General features: G+C 44.3%; 19 protein-coding genes. 11 read left to right on the top strand and 8 right to left on the bottom strand.

Features of this window, described 5'->3' with window-relative positions; all coding sequences use genetic code 11:
- The first annotated feature begins 110 nt into the window (after positions 1 to 110).
- The 5 genes from JC606_RS04550 (at position 111) to JC606_RS04530 (ending at position 4,498) form a co-directional block, all read left to right on the top strand.
- Positions 111 to 776, top strand: a complete 666-nt coding sequence (locus JC606_RS04550) for an OmpA family protein (protein ID WP_137408587.1) — start codon at positions 111 to 113, stop codon at positions 774 to 776.
- 154 nt (positions 777 to 930) lie between these two features.
- Complete coding sequence (locus JC606_RS04545) at positions 931 to 2,034, top strand: J domain-containing protein (RefSeq protein ID WP_198778097.1); 1,104 nt, start codon at positions 931 to 933, stop codon at positions 2,032 to 2,034.
- A gap of 165 nt (positions 2,035 to 2,199) precedes the next feature.
- Positions 2,200 to 2,388: a hypothetical protein gene (locus JC606_RS04540; protein WP_198778096.1), complete on the top strand. Its 189-nt coding sequence runs from the start codon at positions 2,200 to 2,202 to the stop codon at positions 2,386 to 2,388.
- 361 nt (positions 2,389 to 2,749) lie between these two features.
- Positions 2,750 to 3,157 (top strand): SulA-like leucine-rich domain-containing protein, encoded by a 408-nt coding sequence (locus tag JC606_RS04535; RefSeq protein ID WP_198778095.1) that lies wholly within the window; start codon positions 2,750 to 2,752, stop codon positions 3,155 to 3,157.
- Positions 3,158 to 3,394: 237 nt separating this feature from the next.
- On the top strand, positions 3,395 to 4,498 hold the full coding sequence (locus JC606_RS04530) for a phosphoribosylaminoimidazolesuccinocarboxamide synthase (protein WP_198778094.1): 1,104 nt from the start codon (positions 3,395 to 3,397) through the stop codon (positions 4,496 to 4,498).
- A gap of 110 nt (positions 4,499 to 4,608) precedes the next feature.
- On the opposite strand, the gene JC606_RS04525 is transcribed toward JC606_RS04530, so the two are convergent.
- The gene (locus JC606_RS04525; RefSeq protein WP_198778093.1) at positions 4,609 to 4,986 is read right to left on the bottom strand and encodes a transporter; all 378 of its coding nucleotides are present in this window, start codon (positions 4,984 to 4,986) and stop codon (positions 4,609 to 4,611) included.
- Between the two features lie 203 nt (positions 4,987 to 5,189).
- The gene (locus tag JC606_RS04520; protein ID WP_137408590.1) at positions 5,190 to 7,586 is read right to left on the bottom strand and encodes a helicase-related protein; all 2,397 of its coding nucleotides are present in this window, start codon (positions 7,584 to 7,586) and stop codon (positions 5,190 to 5,192) included.
- A gap of 184 nt (positions 7,587 to 7,770) precedes the next feature.
- Between JC606_RS04520 and JC606_RS04515 the strand changes: the two genes are divergently transcribed.
- The 3 genes from JC606_RS04515 to JC606_RS04505 all read left to right on the top strand — a co-directional run bounded on the left by JC606_RS04515 (position 7,771) and on the right by JC606_RS04505 (position 11,943).
- On the top strand, positions 7,771 to 9,459 hold the full coding sequence (locus tag JC606_RS04515) for an NAD-dependent malic enzyme (RefSeq protein WP_061032752.1): 1,689 nt from the start codon (positions 7,771 to 7,773) through the stop codon (positions 9,457 to 9,459).
- Positions 9,460 to 9,620: 161 nt separating this feature from the next.
- Positions 9,621 to 10,373: a SanA/YdcF family protein gene (locus JC606_RS04510; RefSeq protein WP_137408591.1), complete on the top strand. Its 753-nt coding sequence runs from the start codon at positions 9,621 to 9,623 to the stop codon at positions 10,371 to 10,373.
- Between the two features lie 199 nt (positions 10,374 to 10,572).
- Positions 10,573 to 11,943, top strand: a complete 1,371-nt coding sequence (locus JC606_RS04505) for an SLC13 family permease (RefSeq protein WP_137408592.1) — start codon at positions 10,573 to 10,575, stop codon at positions 11,941 to 11,943.
- A gap of 241 nt (positions 11,944 to 12,184) precedes the next feature.
- On the opposite strand, the gene JC606_RS04500 is transcribed toward JC606_RS04505, so the two are convergent.
- Positions 12,185 to 12,535, bottom strand: coding sequence for a GlpM family protein (locus JC606_RS04500; protein ID WP_198778092.1), 351 nt, complete (start codon positions 12,533 to 12,535; stop codon positions 12,185 to 12,187).
- A 123-nt stretch (positions 12,536 to 12,658) separates the two neighbouring features.
- Positions 12,659 to 13,954, bottom strand: coding sequence for a GGDEF domain-containing protein (locus JC606_RS04495; RefSeq protein ID WP_137408593.1), 1,296 nt, complete (start codon positions 13,952 to 13,954; stop codon positions 12,659 to 12,661).
- Between the two features lie 302 nt (positions 13,955 to 14,256).
- Between JC606_RS04495 and JC606_RS04490 the strand changes: the two genes are divergently transcribed.
- Positions 14,257 to 15,081, top strand: coding sequence for a DUF2797 domain-containing protein (locus JC606_RS04490; RefSeq protein WP_137408594.1), 825 nt, complete (start codon positions 14,257 to 14,259; stop codon positions 15,079 to 15,081).
- 108 nt (positions 15,082 to 15,189) lie between these two features.
- Here the strand turns inward: JC606_RS04490 and JC606_RS04485 are convergent, their stop codons facing one another.
- Positions 15,190 to 16,440, bottom strand: coding sequence for a sensor domain-containing diguanylate cyclase (locus JC606_RS04485; RefSeq protein WP_198778091.1), 1,251 nt, complete (start codon positions 16,438 to 16,440; stop codon positions 15,190 to 15,192).
- 314 nt (positions 16,441 to 16,754) lie between these two features.
- A complete protein-coding gene (locus JC606_RS04480; protein WP_198778090.1) occupies positions 16,755 to 17,639 on the bottom strand; it encodes a LysR family transcriptional regulator in 885 nt (294 codons plus the stop codon).
- A 207-nt stretch (positions 17,640 to 17,846) separates the two neighbouring features.
- Between JC606_RS04480 and JC606_RS04475 the strand changes: the two genes are divergently transcribed.
- Complete coding sequence (locus JC606_RS04475) at positions 17,847 to 18,518, top strand: type 1 glutamine amidotransferase domain-containing protein (protein WP_198778089.1); 672 nt, start codon at positions 17,847 to 17,849, stop codon at positions 18,516 to 18,518.
- 138 nt (positions 18,519 to 18,656) lie between these two features.
- On the opposite strand, the gene JC606_RS04470 is transcribed toward JC606_RS04475, so the two are convergent.
- Together JC606_RS04470 and JC606_RS04465 are read right to left on the bottom strand one after the other, a co-directional pair.
- Positions 18,657 to 19,892, bottom strand: a complete 1,236-nt coding sequence (locus tag JC606_RS04470) for a cysteine desulfurase-like protein (protein ID WP_198778088.1) — start codon at positions 19,890 to 19,892, stop codon at positions 18,657 to 18,659.
- Positions 19,876 to 20,532, bottom strand: coding sequence for a 2OG-Fe dioxygenase family protein (locus JC606_RS04465; protein ID WP_105024749.1), 657 nt, complete (start codon positions 20,530 to 20,532; stop codon positions 19,876 to 19,878). Before JC606_RS04465 ends, JC606_RS04470 begins: the two co-directional genes overlap by 17 nt.
- Before the next feature lie 994 nt (positions 20,533 to 21,526).
- Here JC606_RS04465 and JC606_RS04460 point away from each other — a divergent pair.
- On the top strand, positions 21,527 to 22,058 hold a 532-nt coding region (locus tag JC606_RS04460; protein WP_198778087.1), incomplete at its 3' end, for a hypothetical protein.

The raw sequence follows: 22,058 nt of genomic DNA, 5'->3' as shown, positions 1-22,058 counted from the left end.
TTTACATTGCTTCAGCGTATTGATAAAAACCATCAATAGGACCTACAGGACTATATGTTTGTCATTCGTAATCCATACGTTTGACAGAAGTACATGATGGAGAAAATACGTTGAAAAAAATCACACTAGCCCTAGCGATTACTGTCGCACTTACGGGTTGTCAGGCAACTCAACGCCAAAACGCTACTACTGGCGAATCTGAGACTAACTCTGCAACTCAAGGCGCTCTAATTGGTGCAATCGCTGGTGCCGTTGCTGGTGCTGCTACCGGTGACTCTAAAGACCGTGGTAAACGTGCTCTTATTGGTGCTGCCGGCGGTGCTGCTGTTGGCGGTGGTATTGGTTACTACTTTGACCGACAAGAAGCGGCACTTCGTGAAGAACTGATGAACTCAGGTGTTCAGGTAGAGCGTGTTGGCGAAAACCAACTTCTACTTCGCCTTGAAAACGGCATTGGTTTCGATTCTGGTTCTTACGCGCTTGAATCAAGCATTCACAACACACTTCGTGGTGTTGCACGTATCCTAGTTGAATACCCAGACACTAGCCTAGTAATCGAAGGTCACACTGACAGTACTGGCAGTGAGTCGACGAACCAAATCCTTTCTGAGCGCCGTGCTGAATCTGTTCGTGCATTCTTGATCTCTCAAGACGTAGCGGCAGGCCGTGCCATTGCTCGTGGTAACGGCGAACGTTACCCACTATGCGACAACAACACGTCTCAAGGCCGTGCTTGTAACCGCCGTGTAGAGATTCAAATCTTGCCACTTAAGTAGCACGATTAAAGCCCAGTCTCCTTTATCTATTGAAATAACCGCTATATAGTTGCTTGTCTGTGGTATGGCTGATTCAAAGCTGTACGACTTTACTATTCACTACATAGCGTCTTGATACTGATATCGGCACTGGGCTTTTTACGAGACTTATCTTTTGCTTATCCTATCCAACTTTCTAACATCATCGCCCCTGAGAACACTGCTTCTAGCCCTTGTTTTATTGCTTTCCTCCCTCGCCCACGCGGCAAATAACAGTGAAGAACGTAGCGCAGCAGATCCATCACCTAAAGACTCGGCATCACAATATCAATTAGCACAAGCGTATGAATTAGGGATAGGCGTCTCTAAAAACATCGATGACGCATTCTATTGGTATTCACAATCCGCGGAAAACGGCAATGCAGATGCACAGTTCAGATTGGCTGAGCTTTACTTGGCCGGAACGGGTGGTGAGCCCGATAACAAATTAGCCTTGGAATGGTTTATCAAAACCGCATTGCAAGGGAACAAGCGAGCGACACTAGAAATCGCCAAGCTCTACGAATCTTCCCCAGAACACGAGCTACTCAGCCCACTAGACTCCGCACAACTTTGGTATGAAGCAGCGTTGCCAAACAACCCAGACGCGGAAGATGGCTACAACCGTGTTCTTGAAGCACAGTTCAACCAACAACGTGCAAAACAGATCTCTTCAATCGAACAGCTCGACGAGGGTATCGGCTCTGAAATAGACAACAGTCAGGGAGCATCTCAGCAAATGCAATCTAACCAAGTGCAATCTAACCAAGTGCAATCTAACCTCTCCAGTTCTAACCTCTTCAGCTCTAACCTAAGTGGCTCTGACTATATGATTGGTACGGCATTGGCGTTACTGATTGTTATCGTGAGTATCAGCGCGACTTTGGTGATCTCGCGAAAAAGAGAGATTCTGAAATCGAGTGACTTGGGAACGCAGAAGCAGGCACTCGAAGCGCAACTGAGCGAGAAGAACCGCGCCATTAAGCAGCAAAAACGTCAATTGCAGACCATGTTCAACGAATTGAAGAAACAAAAAGGCCAAAAAAGTTCGAACAATTTACAGTTAGCCTGTGCACTATTTGGCTACACGCCAAGCTCTCTTCCTAGTCAGAAAAGTATTAAGGTGAGATATAAACAACTATCAAAGATTTATCACCCTGATGGTCAGGGATGTGACGAAGAAATGAAACGTTTGAACAGTGCGCTAAAAACGATCTTACAAAGTGTTACAAAATCGTAAACAACTACACACCTTTATCTTTCCATCTCACAGAGATATCGATTTTATTAGTGTTGCAATCGATCACCTTCTCAAAAACGAGTAACAAACTATTAACTAATAGGTCTCTGTTGTGTCATAATTTGCGCCGAAAATACACCTGACTTAAACAGGTGAGGAGAGAATATGTTCACAATAGAAGGCGTTTGTGATTGGTGCAAAAAGCCAAGCCTAGTAAAAAAGCACGACTACCTAGATGGTAAGTGCCATCATGCATGTAAAGATTGCAATGATATCGCGACCATGGATGTTCGCCAGTTCAATATTGGTGAGATGGAAATGAGAGCAAAAATCTCCCAAGCAACACTGAGATAAGCTACACCATTGAAATATAAGAAAGCGCCTTAGGCGCTTTTTTTGTGCCCAGCGTTTATCTTCTTATCTTCTTATCTTCTTATCTTCTTATCTTCTTATCTTCTTATCTTCTATACAGGTGTATACACTGGTTTTTACAGAAAACTACTGTATACACCTGTATAAAGCTCACACTTTTTTCCATTTTTGAGAAAAACGGAAAAATCATTCAAATTTAATTTATCAATTAATTTCATAGACTTATAATCACAAACTTCATTTCACTCTAAGAAATCGTCCAATAATCCCGCAAAAAGCGCTTGATCTTATAAGCAACAAAAACTACTGTATACACATACAGCATGTATATAAGGACAGCAAAATGATTCAAGCACACGTTAAAGCACAACACTCTAGCCCGCTAATTCACGGCGCATTTGCATCAGCTTCTCGCTCAGCTCATCATTCAACTGATGAAGCGTTATTTGCAAAAATGGCGTTGCTGTCCAATCAACATCAATGGCTACTATTTACGGCTCAAACGCCAAGACCATCCGCTAAGCAGCTGCAGAAGCATAACGTATGCTGCGACCGCGTTATTCACATGAAAGCTTCTCACCAAATGACCGAAGCTGAAACAGTAGAGAAAGCGATCCGCTCTAAGAATGCGAGTGCGATCGTTGCTAGCGCATCAATTGATCAATTTAGCCAACAGTACTTAAGAACATTAGGTATGCGCTTCCAGTGTGAGGTTTTCTTCATGGATTCCAACTCAGAGCGCATTCACTAAACAACATAGCGCTACTAGATAGCTCAGTAATATAGTCCAAATATACTGCCTTCCCCTGCCCTACATTTCGCCTTAAATTTGGTGGATAGTTAGGCAGGGGTTTTTATTTGATTAGCAGATTTAGCAAACGTTTGCTTTTTCTCTGGAAGCAAACGTTAGATTGGGTATAATGCCCGTCTAATCATGTGCACATTGCACTTCTCTGTATGACGTTTGATAAAAGATAGGAATGTCTAAATGAGCCTCGCTGATCAAGTTCTTGCCGTAAATGATGACCTCCCAATCCGCACTGATAAACCTGTCCACAGTGGCAAGGTTCGTTCGGTTTACTGGTTAACTGAAGAAGATAGCCAACGACTAATTAAAGAGAAAGGCTACGACGTAGCACCTGATGCTCCGTTAGCTATCATGGTGATCAGTGACCGTATCTCTGCATTTGATTGTATCTGGCGTGGTGAAGGCAACCTGAAAGGTGTTCCTGGTAAAGGCGCTGCGCTTAATGCTATATCTAACCATTGGTTCAAGCTTTTTAAAGACAACGGTCTTGCTGACAGCCATATTCTTGATATCCCTCACCCATTCGTATGGATTGTACAAAAAGCTCGCCCAGTAATGATTGAGGCGATTTGTCGTCAGTACATCACAGGTTCTATGTGGCGTGCGTACGCACATGGTGAGCGTGAATTCTGTGGTATCGAAATGCCTGAAGGTCTAGAGAAAGACAAGAAACTACCAGAGCTTCTTATCACTCCTTCAACTAAAGGTATTTTGAAAGGCATTCCTGGTGTACCAGAAGCGGACGATGTAAACATCACGCGTCAGAACATCCAAGATAACTTTGCAGCATTTAACTTCTCACAAGAGAGCGATATCGCGCACTACGAGAAGCTATTGAAAGAAGGCTTTAACGTCATCAGTGACGCGTTAGAGAAAGTAGACCAAACCTTCGTTGATACCAAGTTTGAGTTTGGTTACGTGAACGATGCAAAAGGCAAAGAGAAGCTTATCTACATGGACGAAGTGGGCACACCTGACTCATCTCGTATCTGGGATACAGAGCAATACAACAATGGCAACATCGTTGAAAACTCAAAAGAAGGTTTCCGTCAGTTCCTACTTAACTACTTCCCTGATGCCGATATTCTGCTGAATAAAGAGCGTATGCCAGAGCGTGAAGCGCTAGCGCGTGACAATGAATTGCCATTGGATGCCCTGATGTCTCTTTCGCGCACTTACCTTGATATCGCAGCAAAGATTACTGGCGCTGAGATTGTACTGAGCGAAAACCCTAAACAAGAGATCATCGACGTATTGCGTGCTGACTACGGGCTAATCGATTAATCATCTTGTTGATTTAAACACCGTTACGATACAAAAAGGGCCTCAATATTGAGGCCCTTTTTACATATAATTTCAGTCTTGTTTGAGCATCGCTCTCACTGGTACAAGGCTTACAGTTGAATAGTAAATTCTTCTCCAGTATTACCTGCAATCACTAAATGACTACGCGATTCGATGTATTCGATCTGCTCTTCTTCAAGAGAATATGGCATCACTACTTTGAGCTCATTGATGCCTTCTAATTTGGCAAGCTTAAGCAAAGTAACGATGTTCGATTCATCACTCTTACGTGTAGACATCGATTTTAGTGCCATTTGCCATAAGCGATCTTCTGGGCTTGCTAGCTCTTTGATGCTGTCTCGCCAAACGGTACTGAACACTGGAGCGATAGTGGTAAGTGCTTCCAGAAAAGTCCATTTTTTACTGCACGAGGCGCCAAGAAAAGTTGTGTAATCAAACTCTACACGCGTCTCTTTCTGATTATCCATGATGTCCCCCGACACTTTGGCAACACAATATACTCAATATCTATCAACTCTTTCTTTATAGCAATAGGATATAGAAGAATGGTCTTTTATGACCTTTTGATTGGTTAAAATGGCATATAAAAATCAAATTTGTAACATAATCACCACTGAAAAATCATATATGCGCCTATTTGATTAATATTTTGAAGATAAAACTTATCTATCTATTTTATATCAATAATTCGGCTCGCCTTTTTGTACTGAATACGCCAGCCAGACCAAGTCGGTAATTCCCATCTTTTCGGCGGTGATTTTCTACTACCCGACTGATAATGAACGTAAATCAGCTTTCTTCCAACAAGGTACTCAACCTCCAAGTTCAAGTCAGCAAGAGTGAGCGAAAACGGGTACTTTTCAGCGAACTGTGTATATAGCCAACTAGGAATACCTTCAAAAGGAATGTCCGATGCGTCAAACATTTCGAGTTCACTGACATCGGTAACTCCTAGCACTTCAAGCTGCTCAATAAACCACGATTCAAAACTCAGTTGCTCGATATCGGAGGTAAACTTGGTTTGCTCATCCAGCCCAAGTTTGACGTACAGCTGCCAATGCTTGATCTCTCGAGTGCGAGCCTCAGCAAAACCAGGAAGCTGAGTACCACTTACCACCAGATCCACGATAGGTTTTAAAGACAACTGACCTTCTGCAGCAACCAGTTTTGTCGTGATTGTGCGACCTGCGTACACCAAATCCATCTCGGTAAACACACCATCATCATTGACCATAGTTTCACCCTGTTGCCATTCGCCAAGTTCCGCCTCGACCATCAGATCGAGCGTAAGCGGTGCTGTGGTCGTTGCGAGAGTCAGTGTCTGCTTAACCCCTCGCCCAGGGAGGCTGTGAGTATCCAACACCAACATAGCCTGCGCGTTATCAGGAAAACGATGCTGACGACCAAGTACTACCTCTAGTGACCCGTTAGCAAACGCCTCTCTTCTTTTTAAACGGCGCACAAACACCAATTCAGGATGCAGCTTAATGATGGTTTCAAGTAGAGCGGTACGTTGATAACGAGAGGCAACTTCCAACTGAGGGAGCTCAAACACTTCACGCATTTGCTCGGCAAGCCCTTGTGCTTCCGCCAAAGCTTGTTGGTCGATTTCTAGGTGTGGATAATCACAACCACGCACAATCTGAATCAACAAGGTTAAATCACAGCCCTCTTTTTCTTGCTGAGCGAGCGCTTCCAAATGTTCAGCATTATTGGGTAACTGATATAAACGAGCAGGCACAGACAATGCGGCGGTGAGATCGACCATCGCCTCTTTCAATGCTTTGGTTTTAATACGGGTAACAATATCGGCATACAAGGCATCAATCGGCAGTGGGTATAGCTTTTTGCCGTGCTCGGTAATTTGATGGTCGTGGTCAATCGCTTCCATCGTCAGCAAAGTTTGTGTTGCGCTGTGTAACGACTTTTCTGGAATGGGATCGAGGAAAGACAAACTCTCCAAAGTGAAGCCACTGCATGCCGCTGCCAACATCGGCTCAGTCAGCTCTTCACGCTGCAATTCTGGTGGCGTGACTAATTCTAATGCCGCATGCTCACCGTAAAAACGAACACAAACACCGTCCATTACCCTACCCGCACGCCCAGCACGTTGCTTGGCACTCGCGCGTGATATGGATTTCAGCATCAAGGTAGTTCTGCCATTACGTTGAACCGTTCTTCTTTCCAATCCAAAATCGATCACCACACCGATATCGGGAATGGTTAGCGAGGTTTCAGCCACGTTGGTTGCGAGAATGACCTTTCGCAAGCCTCTGCCATCGTTTCTATTACCACTTTCGTTACCCGTATTGCGACCAGATAACGCGAGGTCTCGCTCCTTGTCACTCACCGAGGCATGCAATTTAACAACTTGCAGATCCGGATGTTTTGCCAACGCTTGCTCACACTGCACAATCTCTTTCTTGCCGGGAAGGAAAACCAAGATATCGCCGTGAGATGCTATAAGTTGATGATTCACCTCTTCAGCGATGCGTTGCTCTAGATGCCGACTATCTGGCAAAGCCCTAGATTCATTTGCTCTGTGCTCGATATCAACCTGATAAGTTCGTCCCTCACAACTGATCCTGTTCGCTTGCAGATAACCAGCGAGGCGCTCCCCTTCGATGGTTGCCGATGTGATGACCAAACGGTGGCTCGCCTTCTGCTTGAGGATCGCCACCAGCAAGTCGATGTCCCAACGCCTTTCGTGAAATTCATCCACCACAATTACATCAAAACTCGCTAACCCATCTTCCGCTAACCAACGCAAGGCAATCCCGGGCGTAACGAACACTACATCAGTCTGCTCATTGTATTGTGCTTCAAGCTTGATGGCGTAACCCACTTTGCTGCCCAGCTTCTCACCCGACTCTTTCGCTAGAAACTTAGCTAACGATGTACAAGCGATTCTTCTTGGCTCAACCACCAGCACACGCCCATGTTGAGATGCCCAAATTGGCAAACGCGTTGATTTACCCGAACCGGTTTCAGCTTCTACAACAAGGTGAGAATCGGCGATCTGTTGATGGAAAGTACTTTGATAGCTATCGATGGGAAGTTGAGACATAAAAAGAGAGAGCCGCGAAAAAATGTGAGCAAAGTATAACGAATTATGACGTTAGAATTCGATAACTGTGGGATAGGAGAAAGAATATCATTTTGTTTGCCAAGATCGGGGAGAAACTATTTACAATTGAATAACTAAACCGTTATCATTTTTCAGTTACCATTTCTCCCATATTAGGCATCCAATGAACAACGATAAACGCCCTCTATATATCCCTTATGCTGGTCCTGCTCTACTAAGTACACCCCTTCTAAACAAAGGCAGCGCATTCACTGCTGAAGAGCGTAGCTCTTTTAACCTTGAAGGTTTGTTACCGGAAACAACGGAAACAATCCAAGAGCAAGTTGGACGTGCATATAAACAATATTGTAACTTCGAAAGTGATATGGATAAGCATATCTACCTTCGTAACATCCAAGACACTAATGAAACGCTTTTTTATCGTTTAGTTCAAAACCACATCTCTGAAATGATGCCTATCATTTACACGCCAACGGTTGGCGCAGCATGTGAGAACTTCTCAAATATCTACCGTCGTGGTCGTGGTCTGTTTATCTCTTACCCGAACCGCGATCGTATCGATGATCTACTGAATAATGCGACAAACCACAATGTTAAAGTTATCGTGGTTACGGACGGTGAGCGCATTCTTGGTTTGGGAGACCAAGGTATCGGTGGCATGGGTATTCCAATCGGTAAACTAGCACTGTACACAGCATGTGGCGGTATCAGCCCAGCTTACATGCTACCAATCGTGCTAGATGTTGGTACAAACAACCCTCAACGTCTTGCTGACCCAATGTACATGGGCTGGCGTCACCCTCGTATCACAGGTGCTGACTACGATGCATTCGTTGAAGAGTTCATCCAAGCCGTTCAACGTCGTTGGCCTGATGCGCTAGTTCAGTTCGAAGATTTCGCACAGAAGAACGCAATGCCTCTACTTGAGCGCTATAAAGATCGCATCTGTTGTTTCAACGATGATATCCAAGGTACAGCAGCGGTAACTGTGGGTTCTCTACTTGCAGCATGCAAAGCAGCAAACAGCAAACTTTCAGACCAACGTATCACCTTCTTGGGTGCAGGCTCTGCAGGTTGTGGTATCGCAGAAGCAATCATCGCTCAAATGGTGTCTGAAGGTATCAGCGACGAGCAAGCGCGCTCTCAAGTATACATGGTTGACCGTTGGGGCTTACTACAGGAAGGCATGCAGAACCTGCTTGATTTCCAACAGCGCCTAGTTCAAACCAACGCGAACACTAAAGACTGGGAAAGCGATGGTACTGGTTTCTCTCTACTAGACGTTGTTCGTCACGCAAAACCAACAGTATTGGTTGGTGTATCTGGTGCACCGGGTCTATTCAGCAAAGAAGTCATCAAAGAGATGAACCTTCACTGCGAACGCCCTATCGTGTTCCCACTATCGAACCCAACAAGCCGTGTTGAAGCAACACCAAACGACATCATTCGTTGGACAGATGGTAAAGCACTAGTCGCAACAGGTAGCCCATTTGAGCCAGTGGTTCACAACGGCACAACTTACCCTATCGCTCAGTGTAACAACAGCTACATCTTCCCAGGTATTGGCCTTGGTGTGTTGGCTGTGAACGCTTCACGTATCACTGACGAAATGCTAATGGAATCGAGCCGTGCACTTGCGACGTGTTCTCCACTAGCAATCAATGGTTCTGGTGCTCTACTTCCACCACTGGAAGAGATCCACACTGTATCTAAGAAGATTGCTTTTGCTGTTGGTAAGAAAGCGATCGAACAAGGTGTTGCACTAGAAATCACTGAAGAAGCACTACAACAAGCGATTGACCAGCACTTCTGGCAGCCGGTTTACCGTCGCTACAAGCGTACTGCATTCTAATAGAGCGTACTTGTTCTCAAATACCACTCTTACAAGAGCCTCTGCCATTGCAGGGGCTTTTTTCTTTACATTGTCTTGTCTTTTTAACTGATTTTTCTCATTTTTATTTGGTATTATCGAGCACTCAAAAAATAATGCTCAGTCAAAGGACTATGCCGAGAGTGAAATTCGATTCTCACATTTGCCGTAACTACTTATTAAAAGCATACAAAAAACTGCAAGGTTTTCTGTATGGCGCTTTCATTGTGTTCTTGATAGGCAGCGCTACAGTTATTGCGATCGATTATTGGGTTTCGTGGCAAGCCGAAGACCGCATCATCTATGACATCGATGAGGTGCCAGAAGTAGAGGTTGCCGTGGTACTGGGTACCAGCAAATACTTGGGTAGAACGCTCAACGACTATTACAAACATCGTATTGAAACGGCAATAGAACTGTTCGACCGTGAAAAAGTAGACCAATTTTTATTAAGTGGCGATAACGCTCACCGCTCTTACAATGAGCCGTGGACAATGAAGCGCGACTTGTTAAAAGCGGGGGTTCCTGATGAACGTATCAACCTCGACTACGCGGGCTTTAGAACCTTAGACTCGATTGTTCGTGCGAAAAAGATCTTCGATACCGACAACTTCCTAATCATCACTCAAAAATTCCACTGTGAACGAGCGCTATTTATCGCCAACTCATATGATATTCACGCGCAATGTTTGGCGGTTTCCGGGCCGACTCAACACTCCGGAACATCAATACGCTTACGTGAAGTGTTTGCTCGTACCAAAGCCTTCCTCGACCTATATATTATGGGTACAACCCCGAAATTCCTTGGCCCGAAAGAGCCGATTCAGCCTAGCCCAAAACAAGAAATATCACCAATTCCAAGCCCTATTTCTGCCCCTTCAGAGACCGATGTGTAGAAATCTACACATTTTGAATTTGTTGCCTCACATTTCCCTACTGTTACACAAAAACACACCAACGCCCCTTTATTAACTTAAGTAACATTCCCTCAACAAAGCCCAACCCTACATGAAGTCAATATTCCTCGAAAAACAATAAGCACAGCTCAATGAAGCAAGTGCATCCATAAACGAGGATAAACAAAAGGAGCGCCTTATGACGGCACTTGTTACTACACTGAAACACTGGTTGTTTACCCGCAACAGCATGATATTAATTGGTAATTTCACGCTATTCGCACTCTTGCTCAACACTCTTCCTTTCGAATCACAAGTCAATACTGGTTTGAGTATTCTCGTGTTCGTTGCGGTTCTATGGTTAACCGAAGCTATTCATGTCAGCATCACCGCTCTGCTTGTTCCACTCTTGGCTGTCCTGTTTGGTGTCTTCAACACGCCCGCTGCATTGGCGAACTTCTCTAACCCAATCATCTTCCTATTTTTGGGTGGTTTTGCTCTTGCTGCCGCGCTCAACAAGCAAGAACTTGATAAAGCGATTGCCGACAAAGTACTGCTGATTGCAAAAGGCAGAATGTCGGTCGCAGTATTCATGCTATTCGGTGTGAGTGCTGGTTTGTCGATGTGGATTTCTAACACAGCAACGACCGCAATGATGCTTCCTCTTGTACTTGGTATCATGAACAAAGTAGACCAAAGTGAAGACCGCAATACTTACGTGTTCGTGCTACTGGGTATCGCTTACTGTGCGTCTATCGGTGGTATCGCAACCCTAGTAGGTAGCCCACCGAACGCTATCGCTGCAGCAGAAGTTGGCCTTAGCTTCACAGAGTGGATGGCACTTGGCCTGCCAATCTCGATGATTCTATTGCCAATCGCAATGTTGATTCTTTACGTGATGACCAAGCCAAAACTAAACCACAAGTTCGAGCTAGACCACGCGCCAGTAGAATGGACAAACAGCAAGAAAATCACACTGTCTATCTTCCTACTCACCGTGACTCTGTGGATTTTCGGTAAACCAATCAACGCAATGATCGGCGGCTTCTCTAAGTTCGATAGCTTAGTTGCAATTGGTGCAATCGTACTGCTGGGCACTTCTAGAGCGGTAGAATGGAAAGATGTTGAAAAGACAACCGACTGGGGTGTATTGATTCTATTCGGTGGTGGTATCTGTCTAAGTAACATCCTTAAAGCGACTGGTACCAGTGTATTCCTAGCGCATTCACTAAGTGGCTTCTTAGAGACAGCAGGTGTGCTACTAACGATTCTAGCGGTAGTCGCGTTCGTGGTATTCCTAACAGAATTTGCGAGTAACACAGCAAGTGCAGCATTGTTAGTACCAGTATTCGCCACCATTGCTGAAGCATTAGGTATGTCGCCAGTTATCCTGTCTGCATTAATCGCTGTCGCTGCATCTTGTGCCTTCATGTTACCTGTTGCAACACCACCAAACGCGATTGTATTTGGCTCAGGTCATATCAAGCAGAAAGAGATGATGCGAATTGGTATGGTTCTAAACCTAGTTTGTATCCTAGTGCTAACACTGTTCGCTTGGATCTTCTGGTAATAAACACTGATAAGAGATCTGCATAAGCAAATGCTCTGACGAAACTGGCTGCAGTTCCCCCGCTCAGCCAGTATAAAAATGCCCACTCAATGTGAAGCCATCATTTACTTGAGGCTATCACTAAGCGGGCATTTAAAAAGAAGAATAAAACGATTTCCCTTTTTGGTGGCTCCTCGCCACCTTTTTTGTTTGGGTGTTTGCATACCTATCAAGCAACCATTCCCATTTGGATAACGCCTTCTTACGCCACACTCGGCACAACACGCGTCCAGCCGATAAGCAACATAGAGGCGCACAGCACCCACACCACTGTTGCCAGCGACAGAGTCGACACTAAGCTGTAGCGATAGCTAAACACATACACAGCCCCTAGATAAGCCGCGTATGGCACCAGAGAAAACAGGCCAAACAGTGCGGTAGTACGCAGCTCTACCATGGTTTGCTCTGTGCCGACAATATAATGAGCAATCAAGGCAAAAGTAGGAAACAAAGGTACAAGCCCTGATACATAAAAACTCTTACTTTTCGACAACAGTGCAATCAACAAAACCGCTGCAGCACCAAGCAAACATTTAAAGAACAATGAGATCATTTCAATACGTTATCCAAACAAACCAACAAAAACTCTAGAGAGTAAACTCATACAGCGCCCACAAAAACGCCACACATCACATATTCACGTGTGGCTTATAAAACAATCAAAATAATTTGCAGATTAGTGGCTCAAGATCACCTGATTGCGTCCTGAATGTTTAGCTTGATAGAGCGCCTCGTCAGCGCGAGCAATCGTCTCTGTCACCCTCTCTTGCTTCATTTCAGCAACACCAATGCTGCAGGTCAGTGGGTCACCATGAACCCAAAGGTGTTGGCTAACTAAGAGGAGAATTTTCTCAGCTTTTCTTTGCGCTTCGCCAAGATCAGTCTCAGGGCAAAAAACAATGAACTCTTCACCACCCCATCTCACCAATATATCTGTCGGGCTGATTGCACTACCGACCACCATACTAAATTCTCTTAGAATATGGTCACCCATTTGATGGCCGTATTTGTCGTTCACACTCTTGAAGTAATCAATATCAAGATAGAGCATGCTTAACTTACCGTGCCCTTGTTTGACATGTTGTGACTGCATCTTCAGCCAGTCTCGAATCGCATGCCTGTTAAGGATTCCGGTCAATTCATCACGATGCGCCATTTCCGAGAACTCAAAGTTTTGCTCTCTTAATGCTCGGTTAACGTTCTTAAGATGATGATGTCTTTTCTCGGCAATCACCATACGTTTGCGCGAGTTGTGTAACTCTGAAATTAAGAATACGGTGCCAGTACCAACCCAAACAAACAGCAAGATTAAGAACAAGCTCTCGGCGGTGATGTAAGAGCCCTCAAATTCGATACTACGAATAACAATGCGATGATGCCCAAGTTTTGCGCCTGATGCCGTCGCGAACTCCACCATATTTACGTTGGAATACTCGGGAGCAGAGTGCTCTAGCGCGATGTCATTATCTGCAAGCCACCATGTCATCACTTGCAGGTTTTTAATCGGTATTTCAATCACGCCGCCATCGACACCTGGCGAAAACTCCATGCCATTGTACTTATGCGTGTACTCATTATCCGGAACCGAATAAGCAGGGTTGTAATTGCGTAGGTAAGTTCGTAAACGGCCGCTAGAGTCCGCTTCCGCGTGGTAATCGATGTTGACTCTAAAAGTGTGATACTGGGAAAGGTCGAGGCCAACCGTGATGTCTGGGTCAATACGAATCGACAAGCCACAATAAGGCCAAGGGTACTCAGACTCTTTCAGTTCACAATCAAGAATGTACTGCCCATTAGCAAAGGATAATTGAGACGTACTCACGCCTCTATCGACCTGATCACTGGTTGCAATAAACTCATATTTGTCTGGTGTAATTGCCGTTATCACGCGATTTCCGCTAACACGGTAGTACTGCACTATGGCAAGCGTCGCGATAACTAAAAAGATGACTATCTTATGGATCCACTTCACATCTAAGCTTCCGGCATATATCCCTATCTTTGGGATTTCACGATATAAAATAAGTGACGTAAATTAGTGATCTTAATGCCAAAAATTTACTAAAAACCGTTATATCACACCTGAACAAAATGTCATACTATATTTTTATGCTTATATTTCATGCTAATTATTTACGCCGAGAATCAAGTATTATTGCGTATAAAAACAGGCGCCATTTGTTATACTCATCGCATAATCATCGCTAACCGTACTGCCTGTTCACAGCGCAAACGAGTCGGCGAAATAATAATCAAAATACAATGAGTAATGTCATGTCTTTATTAGCGAAAGGAACACTCAAGAAGATGAGTGCTTCCCTTGATGGCGCGGTAACCTACCGTTTGCCTGTAGGCGAAGAGTATGTAGAACTAAACCCTCTGATTGGTAAAACCATCAACCTCACCCACACTGGCAATATTTTTTGCTGCTCTTGTGGCAAGAAAACCAAGAAGAGTTACTCTCAAGGCCACTGCTTTGTGTGTATGAAAAAGCTAGCAAGTTGCGACATGTGCATCATGAAGCCAGAGACTTGCCACTACGATGAAGGCACCTGTCGTGAGCCTGAATGGGGCGAAGCAAACTGCATGGTTGATCACTTCGTTTACCTGTCGAACACATCAAGCCTAAAAGTAGGTATCACTCGTCATACGCAGATCCCTACCCGTTGGATTGACCAAGGCGCAACACAAGGCCTACCAATCCTTAAGGTTAAAACTCGCCAAATCTCTGGCCTGATCGAAGTTGAGTTAGCAAAACACATTGCTGATAAAACTAACTGGCGCACACTGCTGAAAGGCGATGGCGACGACATGGAACTGGTAGAGAAAGCAAAAGAGCTGCTTCCACTGGTGGAAGATAAGATCCAAGAGATCAAAGCAAAATTCGGTGACGATGCTATCGAAGTGTTGAGTGAGAACATCACTTCACTAAGCTACCCAGTTGAACAGCACCCGGTGAAGATTGTTTCGCATAACTTTGATAAGAACCCTGAAGTATCTGGCGTGCTGCAAGGCATTAAAGGCCAATACCTAATCTTAGATACGGGCGTAATTAACATCCGTAAATTTGGTTCTTACGAAGTCGAGGTTTCTGCTTAACCTGCAGAGCGCCTTTATAAGTGAGATACAAAAATGCCCTGAGGCTTTTGCTTCAGGGCATTTTTATTTCAGATGAGACGATCCGCTTTAAAAAATAACGAGAAAAGACTAGAGCGCGACCATATCCCCATCTACACAGTTCTTACCATTGGCTTTAGCGCGATAAAGAGATTGATCGGTGAGGTTAACCAGAGCATCAATCGTCATGCCTTCTTCACACGCACGGCTATCGCTCACTCCAATACTGACACTAGAATTGAATCGAATCTGCTCATCAATTTTGAACTCAGCTTGATTAAACTGTTGGCGAATTTGTTCAGAGATTTCACATGACATTTCTGCCGTTGCATTCGGAATGAAGACAATAAATTCTTCCCCCCCCCAGCGACCCGCGACGCCACCTACACTCTCGACATTACGCTTGGTAATATTGGCCAACGCACAAATCACCTCATCACCGACCATGTGACCGTATGTATCATTAATCGATTTAAAATCATCAATATCGAGCAGCATACACACAAGGTGATTGTCAGAGGTCATGTGTTCTCTAAACCACTCGTAAATGGCTCGACGATTGAGTAAGTCCGTCATCTCATCGTAATTCGCTTGATGAACGAGCTGCCTTTCCAACATCACCTTTTGAGTGACATCTTCAAGTACAACCTGTACCGCTGGCTGACCTTCCCAAATAATTGCATTGTCATAGATATTAAAGAAACGATGGACACCATCTAAGCCAATATTCTCGACCACATTACTGGTGCCTGATGGTTCACCCGATATCACCGCTTGATAACGCTGGCAGATACCTTCTACATTTTGTTGTGGTACCAAATTGAGAATTGAATCGAGCTCTAATACCTGCTCTATCGACTTACCACCTTGCAGGTTCACCCAAGATTGGTTCACCATCAAAGGTTTGAAATCTCGGTGTACTAATATTCCCTGCCCCGATTGCATGATCATATCGCGATACATTTGGTCTTGTTTGCGGACTATGTTCTGCAGTTGAATCGCTGGGCTCAGATCGATAACCGTCACTTGCAACGCAGGTCTTCCCTGCCACTCTGTGACATGATCAATAGAAAACACCGTGAATTCTCTGCCGTTGCGGTCCATATTGGTAAAGGTATGAACTTGAGGGTCGCGTTGACCACTGACAGTTTCGAGATAGTTTTGGTAGGCGAGAACATGGAACTCTTCAGGAATTAGATCCAGAAAGCTATCAATATTAGCCAATAATTCTTCGGGAGATTGGTAGCCGTATATACGAGCATAGTTAGCGTCAACACTAACCACATTCATATCTTGAATAATGATCACACCGTACGTGGATTCGAAATTTATAGAAAACATTGCCAACTCCGCAATCTAGCTATATGTCATCAACTAGAGCATAACAACACGCCCTACCAACGCTTCCATATAATCTTTTACGCGCTTGGGGACATTAATACAAACAGTAGTATATCGTACTGTTGATTGCTTCTCTACAAATCAATCGCTAGCACGAGTTACCAAAAGTAGACAAGCATCTCAAACTGATTACGCGCGCCAAAAAACAAAAATAGATAACCTATAGCAATGTAATGATTTACTTTTCTGTCTTTTGGCTTCTTTGGTTTCTATCTGTCCTAGTTTCTGTTTTCTTAGCTTAGACAGCACTAGCACTACTCATCCCAATCAGAGAAATAAGCAACTAAGAAGTCTATCGCTAGCCGTGCTCGCTGAGGCAGAAAGCGTCGGTTCTGATAAACAATCCAACTACTTGTACCCGAGCCCCAATACTCTTCTAGCACAGGAACCAGCTTGCCATTGGTTAGCCCGCCATTAAAACTGCTTCTAGGTAGGTACACAACGCCAAGCCCCTCTTCACAAGCTTTCAGTACCGCGCTTGAATTGTTACTTCTCCAACGACCATGCACTCTTATCGCATTCAATGGCTTTCCATTTTGCTCAAACAGCCATTGGTCACTATTGGCAATAATGCAGCTGTGTTGTTTTAACTGCTCTGGATGAATAGGTGCGCCATGTTGCTCGATATACGCTTTACTCGCCGCGGCTGCCATTGGGCGATCAACCAACTTTCTTGCCACCAGCCCTGAGTCATCTAACCGACCGTAACGAATCGCAAAGTCGATACCGTCTTCAATAAAGTTCACCATCTTGGTGTTGAAGTTCATTTCAATGGTTAGATCTGGATGAGACTTTGCAAACTCCATCAGTGCTGCCGCAACATGATTCTCGGCAAATGCGCCCGCGGCACTAACACGCAATGTACCGCTCAGCTGAGTCTGTTGAGATGTCACTTGCTCATTGGCTTGTTGCAGCCCAATCACTAAATCTTTGCACTGTTGATAGTAAGTATGTCCAGACTCAGTCAGGCTTACCATGCGCGTTGAACGGGCAAGCAAAGCCACTCCGACTCGCTCTTCTAACCTTGAAACTTGACGACTCACATGGCTGGTGCTGCAACCTAACTGCTTAGCGGCTGCAGAAAAACCGTGACATTCGGCAACCGCAACGAATTCGTTAATCCCTTCAAAGCTATCCATACTTAATCTACTCGCGTTTTATCTTTGCCATATAGCAACAATGTTTTGCCTTTTAAGCATATTATCACCTAAATGATTTGGAACTAGTATTAGATGTAACAAGACGGCGACAGCTAAGTCACAGCGCACAGGTTAACACCAAGCACGAGTGCTTAGAGAAAAGCGCCAACCTACAAATAGAAAAGCAGCAGCTCAAAGAGACGAATCATGAAAAAAATACTAATTCCAGTAACTAACCACGCGACACTTGGCGAGACAGATCAAGCGAACGGCACTTATGCTCCAGAACTTACCCACACTCTGAAAGAGATCTTGGCTGCTGGGTTCGAATACGACATCGCTTCTATAAATGGTGGCAAAGCACCTCTATACGGAACCGATATTGAAGGCGATACGGTTAATGCTGAAATCTTGGCGAATGATGACTTCCAAAACCGCATTAACAACACGATTCCAGTAAGCCAAATCAATGCAGACAGCTATGATGCGATCTTCTACCCAGGTGGTTTTGGCCTGCTTTCAGACCTAGCATCTAATGAACAATTCGCTAGCATCGCTGCCAAGCATTATGAAGACGGTGGCGTTGTCGCGGCAGTATGTCATGGCCCAGCAGCCCTGCTACCTACCGTATTGAGCAATGGCGAAACACTTCTGAGCTCTAAATCAGTGACTGGCTTTACACGTGAAGAAGAGATCGACTTTGGCACCATCAACGACATTCCATTCCTACTGGAAGAGTCGCTAGCTCGTGGGGCAGCACGTTTCAACAAGGTTCAACCTTGGCAAGAGCTTGTGATTGTTGATGAGCGAGTAATTACTGGTCAAAACCCTACAAGCGCACACGCTGTCGGTGTCGCGATTGTTGAGCACCTTTCTTAATCGAGCCATAGCTTGATGGATCTATAGCTTGTCCGACTCAACTACACGAGTCCCCTAAATAAGGCTAAAAAAAAGAGCATACTTCAAACTCAATATTCTTGAGAGAAGTATGCTCTTTTCTAATTCTATAGCCCGCTTTTAGTTATTTCTAACAATGCCCTCGAGCACGTTGAACAGTAGGTCTATTTCTTCAATCGAGTTGTAATGCATGCAACCAATACGTACTACCCCCTGCTCTTCGATACCCAACTGCTTCACCAAACCTAATGCGTAGAAGTGTCCGTTCCACACACAGATATTATGCTCGCCCAGATTTTTTGCGATAAATTCTGGAGAGTGGTTATCAAAGGTGATGGCAAATGTTGGCGTTCTTAGGTTGGAATCAAATTCCGTCTTACCGTAGAGTTTTACCCCTTCTAGATCGCCCAAGCGTTTTAGGAAATACTCGCTCAATTGGCTTTCATGCTTGTTATAAAGCGCGTAGCTTTGCTCTAGGCGAGAACGTAATGAGTCGGTTGGCTCACCAAACTGTGCCAAATAATCCACCGCAGCAATCACACCCGCTAGGCCTTCAAAACTCTGCGTTCCTGTTTCAAAACGTCCAGGCCCGATGTTAGTGGCTGGCTCAACCTTATATGGTTTTAACGTATGTAGCCATTGAGGCGCCACGTAAGCAATACCAACATGAGGGCCAAAAAACTTGTAAGCCGAACACGCTAAGAAATCACAGTTCAGTTGTTGAACATCGATCAAGTGATGAGGAGCGTAGTGAACCGCGTCAACATAAACCTGAGCGCCGTATTGGTGTGCAAGCTCGATGACTTTCTCCACATCAACAATTGAACCCGTGGTATTTGAAGCAAACGTCACGGCAACCAGCTTGGTTTTTTCGCTCAGTAACGACTCGAAGTGTGCCATGTCTAGGCTGCAATCTGACTCGTCAACACGAACTTGATGAACAATCGCGCCCTTGTCGTCTGCTGCTTGTTGCCAGCTCGATACATTCGAGTAGTGATCTAGCGCGGTAACAATCACCTCATCGCCAGCTTGCCAATCGCGGCTGATCGCTCGGCTAAGCTGAAATGTCAGCGAAGTCATGTTGGCACCAAACACAACATTGCCTGAAGATTCGGCATTCAGTAACGCTTGCACCGACTCTCTTGCCTGTTGCATCAAGCCTGTCGTCTTCTGGCTCGAAAAATAATGGCCGCCCAAGTTGGAATTAAAGTGGCCAAGGTATTCTGTCATCGACGCAAGAACATTTTCAGGAACCTGAGAGCCACCCGGGCCATCAAAAAAGGTAACCGGCTTACCGTCATGGTATTGGCCTAACGCACTGAACTGCTGACGAACATCATTAAGAGTGAAGGACATTGCGCGCATCCTTAGCCGTTAGCACAAACAAATCCATGTAGCCCATCTCATCGTGGTCTATGGTGCGAATTGGTTGTGCGTTGTGCCACAGCTTACTGTCTGCAAGCATTGTAACATCACCATTTTCAAGAACTTTTCTAAAGAACGGCGCTTCATGAGAATCTTGGTACAGCATGATTTCGCCACCAACAATGTTGTGACGGTTCACGCCAACTAGGGCGATGTGGTCGAAGCCATCTTGGTGCACGCCTTCTGGCGCAACCTGTGTCTCTTCATAAATGGCAGCGATACGAATTTGGTGGATTTCGATTTCTTGTCCATCTTCAAGCCCGTTAGTTTCAATAAACAGTTCACACATCTCTTGCATGCCTTCGCTGCTAAGAATTGGTGCTTCAATTGGCTCGAATTGACGAACAACATCACCTTGGAAGTGGTTGATGTCTTCAGACTGGACGAAGTCATGTTTGTCTAGCTCAACGACTTTCCCATTGCTGAATTCAACCACAGAGTACCTTCTCAATCGGTACTGTCCGTCAGCGTGCTCTGTGCTAGGTAGCTTAGAGAAAGAAGGTGACAACTCCTTAACCGCATGGTTACTGAGATGGGTAATATGTAGGGTGTTTTCGTGAGCGTGTAACATCATCGACTCCTTAATGATTGTTAATTTACTTTCGACATTTAACGTTTTGTTTACATAAAAGGATACTTGAAGATCTTGCCAAATCAACAATAAACAATCATTTATCCCGTCATAATTAATAATTCAGATTGTAAAACCAAGTTTAAAATAAAAAGCAGTGTATAACACCAGAACAAAAGATGACCAACTCTTAAAACTAGCACACTTCACTAGCTAGTTATAAACACCTATGAAATCAAATTTAACGATATTATTAACTAGCGCGCTGTGTTTATTATTTTGTCAGCAATTACCCACTAATACGTCAGCCGCAGCATCTAGGCTCATCCCACTACTTCGACATACTTTATTTGTATGTTTTTGCACATCGAAATACGACCAACCTATCAGTTGCCAAGCTATTGGTTATTTACACAACAAGCTGGAATTGGTTAATTTATGAGTAAGCCAGAATCCACACGCCTTTGCTTGCGCGTCTGGAACAGGTCGAGTTCGGGGGGAACTCGGCCGCCCCAAATGGTTTGATTCTTTTAAGGGAGTAAGTTGGTTGTTCTTTTAGTCTCGAGGATGTTGCGGGGGATTTGAAAACAAGAGAATGAAGCGTTAGAAATGCACTATGCAATGAATGTAGTTTCGAGATATACGGCATGTGTTCAAATGTCTGGTGTGCTTCGCTAACTCGTTTATGCCCCATTACTTCTCAGCGCTAAAGTCTAACCATAATCTGCAATTGTAAGATTGCCTTACCTGTAGTTATCCGAGAGAGTATCGACGAAAGCTTTTTAAAATTATGCGTCATCTAGCAATCTGATATTAAGTAAACCTCACTAAACTATTGATTAACAATTGAACTTTGTTCACAAAGATTGAATGATAGGAGTATTAAAAAACGGTTGAAACCGTTAAATTGCAATGGAGTGATATGAAAAGCGTACTAATTACAGGTGGTAATCGTGGATTATGGTTACCGCCAGCAATAGAGGTTAATAAATAGATGCTTAAATTTAAAATATGTCTGGCGATTTTGCTATCTTGTTCATTCAATGCGAATGCGAATAGAGACGCAGATTGTGGTGATTTATACACTAGCTTTTATTTTGCTAAACAAAAGAGGGACGTAGATCTCAATGACTTAGCAAAGAAACGCGATGAGTGGCTAAAGACACATCTCGATATCCACTATGAAGATGATTCCAGTTTTGCACGAGTCAAGACAGCTATTGTTAAAAAGCTGAAGCTAGAACCAGCTTTATACTCAGATGATTTATTTATGCCTAGGGCGATATATGAACTATCGAAATATTGGCATTTCGAGGGGGTAGACGTTGACGCAAAAGAAGTGTTCACTAATATGACTAGAGGGAACATAAAGTTTCTTTTTCAAGATATTGAAGAATACGGTATGTCAACGGCTTTTTATGTTCTTTCGTCTCAAAATCATGATTTAATAGATGCAATGTACCAACCTTTTGGGGAGTCAGTGTTTTCTTTAGAATCACTTTCACCGTTATACCCAGAATTGACAG

The sequence above is a fragment of the Vibrio sp. IB15 genome (assembly GCF_016406055.1).
GTDB classification, from domain to species: Bacteria; Pseudomonadota; Gammaproteobacteria; order Enterobacterales; family Vibrionaceae; genus Vibrio; species Vibrio chagasii.
This window is presented reverse-complemented; position numbering and strand designations above follow the sequence as displayed.

Excerpts from the sequence above, each read along its gene's own strand:
- JC606_RS04465 (WP_105024749.1), bottom strand. The coding sequence starts at position 20,532 with ATGTTACACGCTCACGAAAACACCCTACATATTACCCATCTCAGTAAC.
- JC606_RS04470 (WP_198778088.1), bottom strand. The coding sequence starts at position 19,892 with ATGTCCTTCACTCTTAATGATGTTCGTCAGCAGTTCAGTGCGTTAGGC.
- JC606_RS04515 (WP_061032752.1), top strand. The coding sequence starts at position 7,771 with ATGAACAACGATAAACGCCCTCTATATATCCCTTATGCTGGTCCTGCT.
- JC606_RS04520 (WP_137408590.1), bottom strand. The coding sequence starts at position 7,586 with ATGTCTCAACTTCCCATCGATAGCTATCAAAGTACTTTCCATCAACAG.
- JC606_RS04525 (WP_198778093.1), bottom strand. The coding sequence starts at position 4,986 with ATGGATAATCAGAAAGAGACGCGTGTAGAGTTTGATTACACAACTTTT.
- JC606_RS04490 (WP_137408594.1), top strand. The coding sequence starts at position 14,257 with ATGTCTTTATTAGCGAAAGGAACACTCAAGAAGATGAGTGCTTCCCTT.
- JC606_RS04485 (WP_198778091.1), bottom strand. The coding sequence starts at position 16,440 with ATGTTTTCTATAAATTTCGAATCCACGTACGGTGTGATCATTATTCAA.
- JC606_RS04540 (WP_198778096.1), top strand. The coding sequence starts at position 2,200 with ATGTTCACAATAGAAGGCGTTTGTGATTGGTGCAAAAAGCCAAGCCTA.
- JC606_RS04535 (WP_198778095.1), top strand. The coding sequence starts at position 2,750 with ATGATTCAAGCACACGTTAAAGCACAACACTCTAGCCCGCTAATTCAC.
- JC606_RS04500 (WP_198778092.1), bottom strand. The coding sequence starts at position 12,535 with ATGATCTCATTGTTCTTTAAATGTTTGCTTGGTGCTGCAGCGGTTTTG.
- JC606_RS04475 (WP_198778089.1), top strand. The coding sequence starts at position 17,847 with ATGAAAAAAATACTAATTCCAGTAACTAACCACGCGACACTTGGCGAG.
- JC606_RS04505 (WP_137408592.1), top strand. The coding sequence starts at position 10,573 with ATGACGGCACTTGTTACTACACTGAAACACTGGTTGTTTACCCGCAAC.
- JC606_RS04530 (WP_198778094.1), top strand. The coding sequence starts at position 3,395 with ATGAGCCTCGCTGATCAAGTTCTTGCCGTAAATGATGACCTCCCAATC.
- JC606_RS04480 (WP_198778090.1), bottom strand. The coding sequence starts at position 17,639 with ATGGATAGCTTTGAAGGGATTAACGAATTCGTTGCGGTTGCCGAATGT.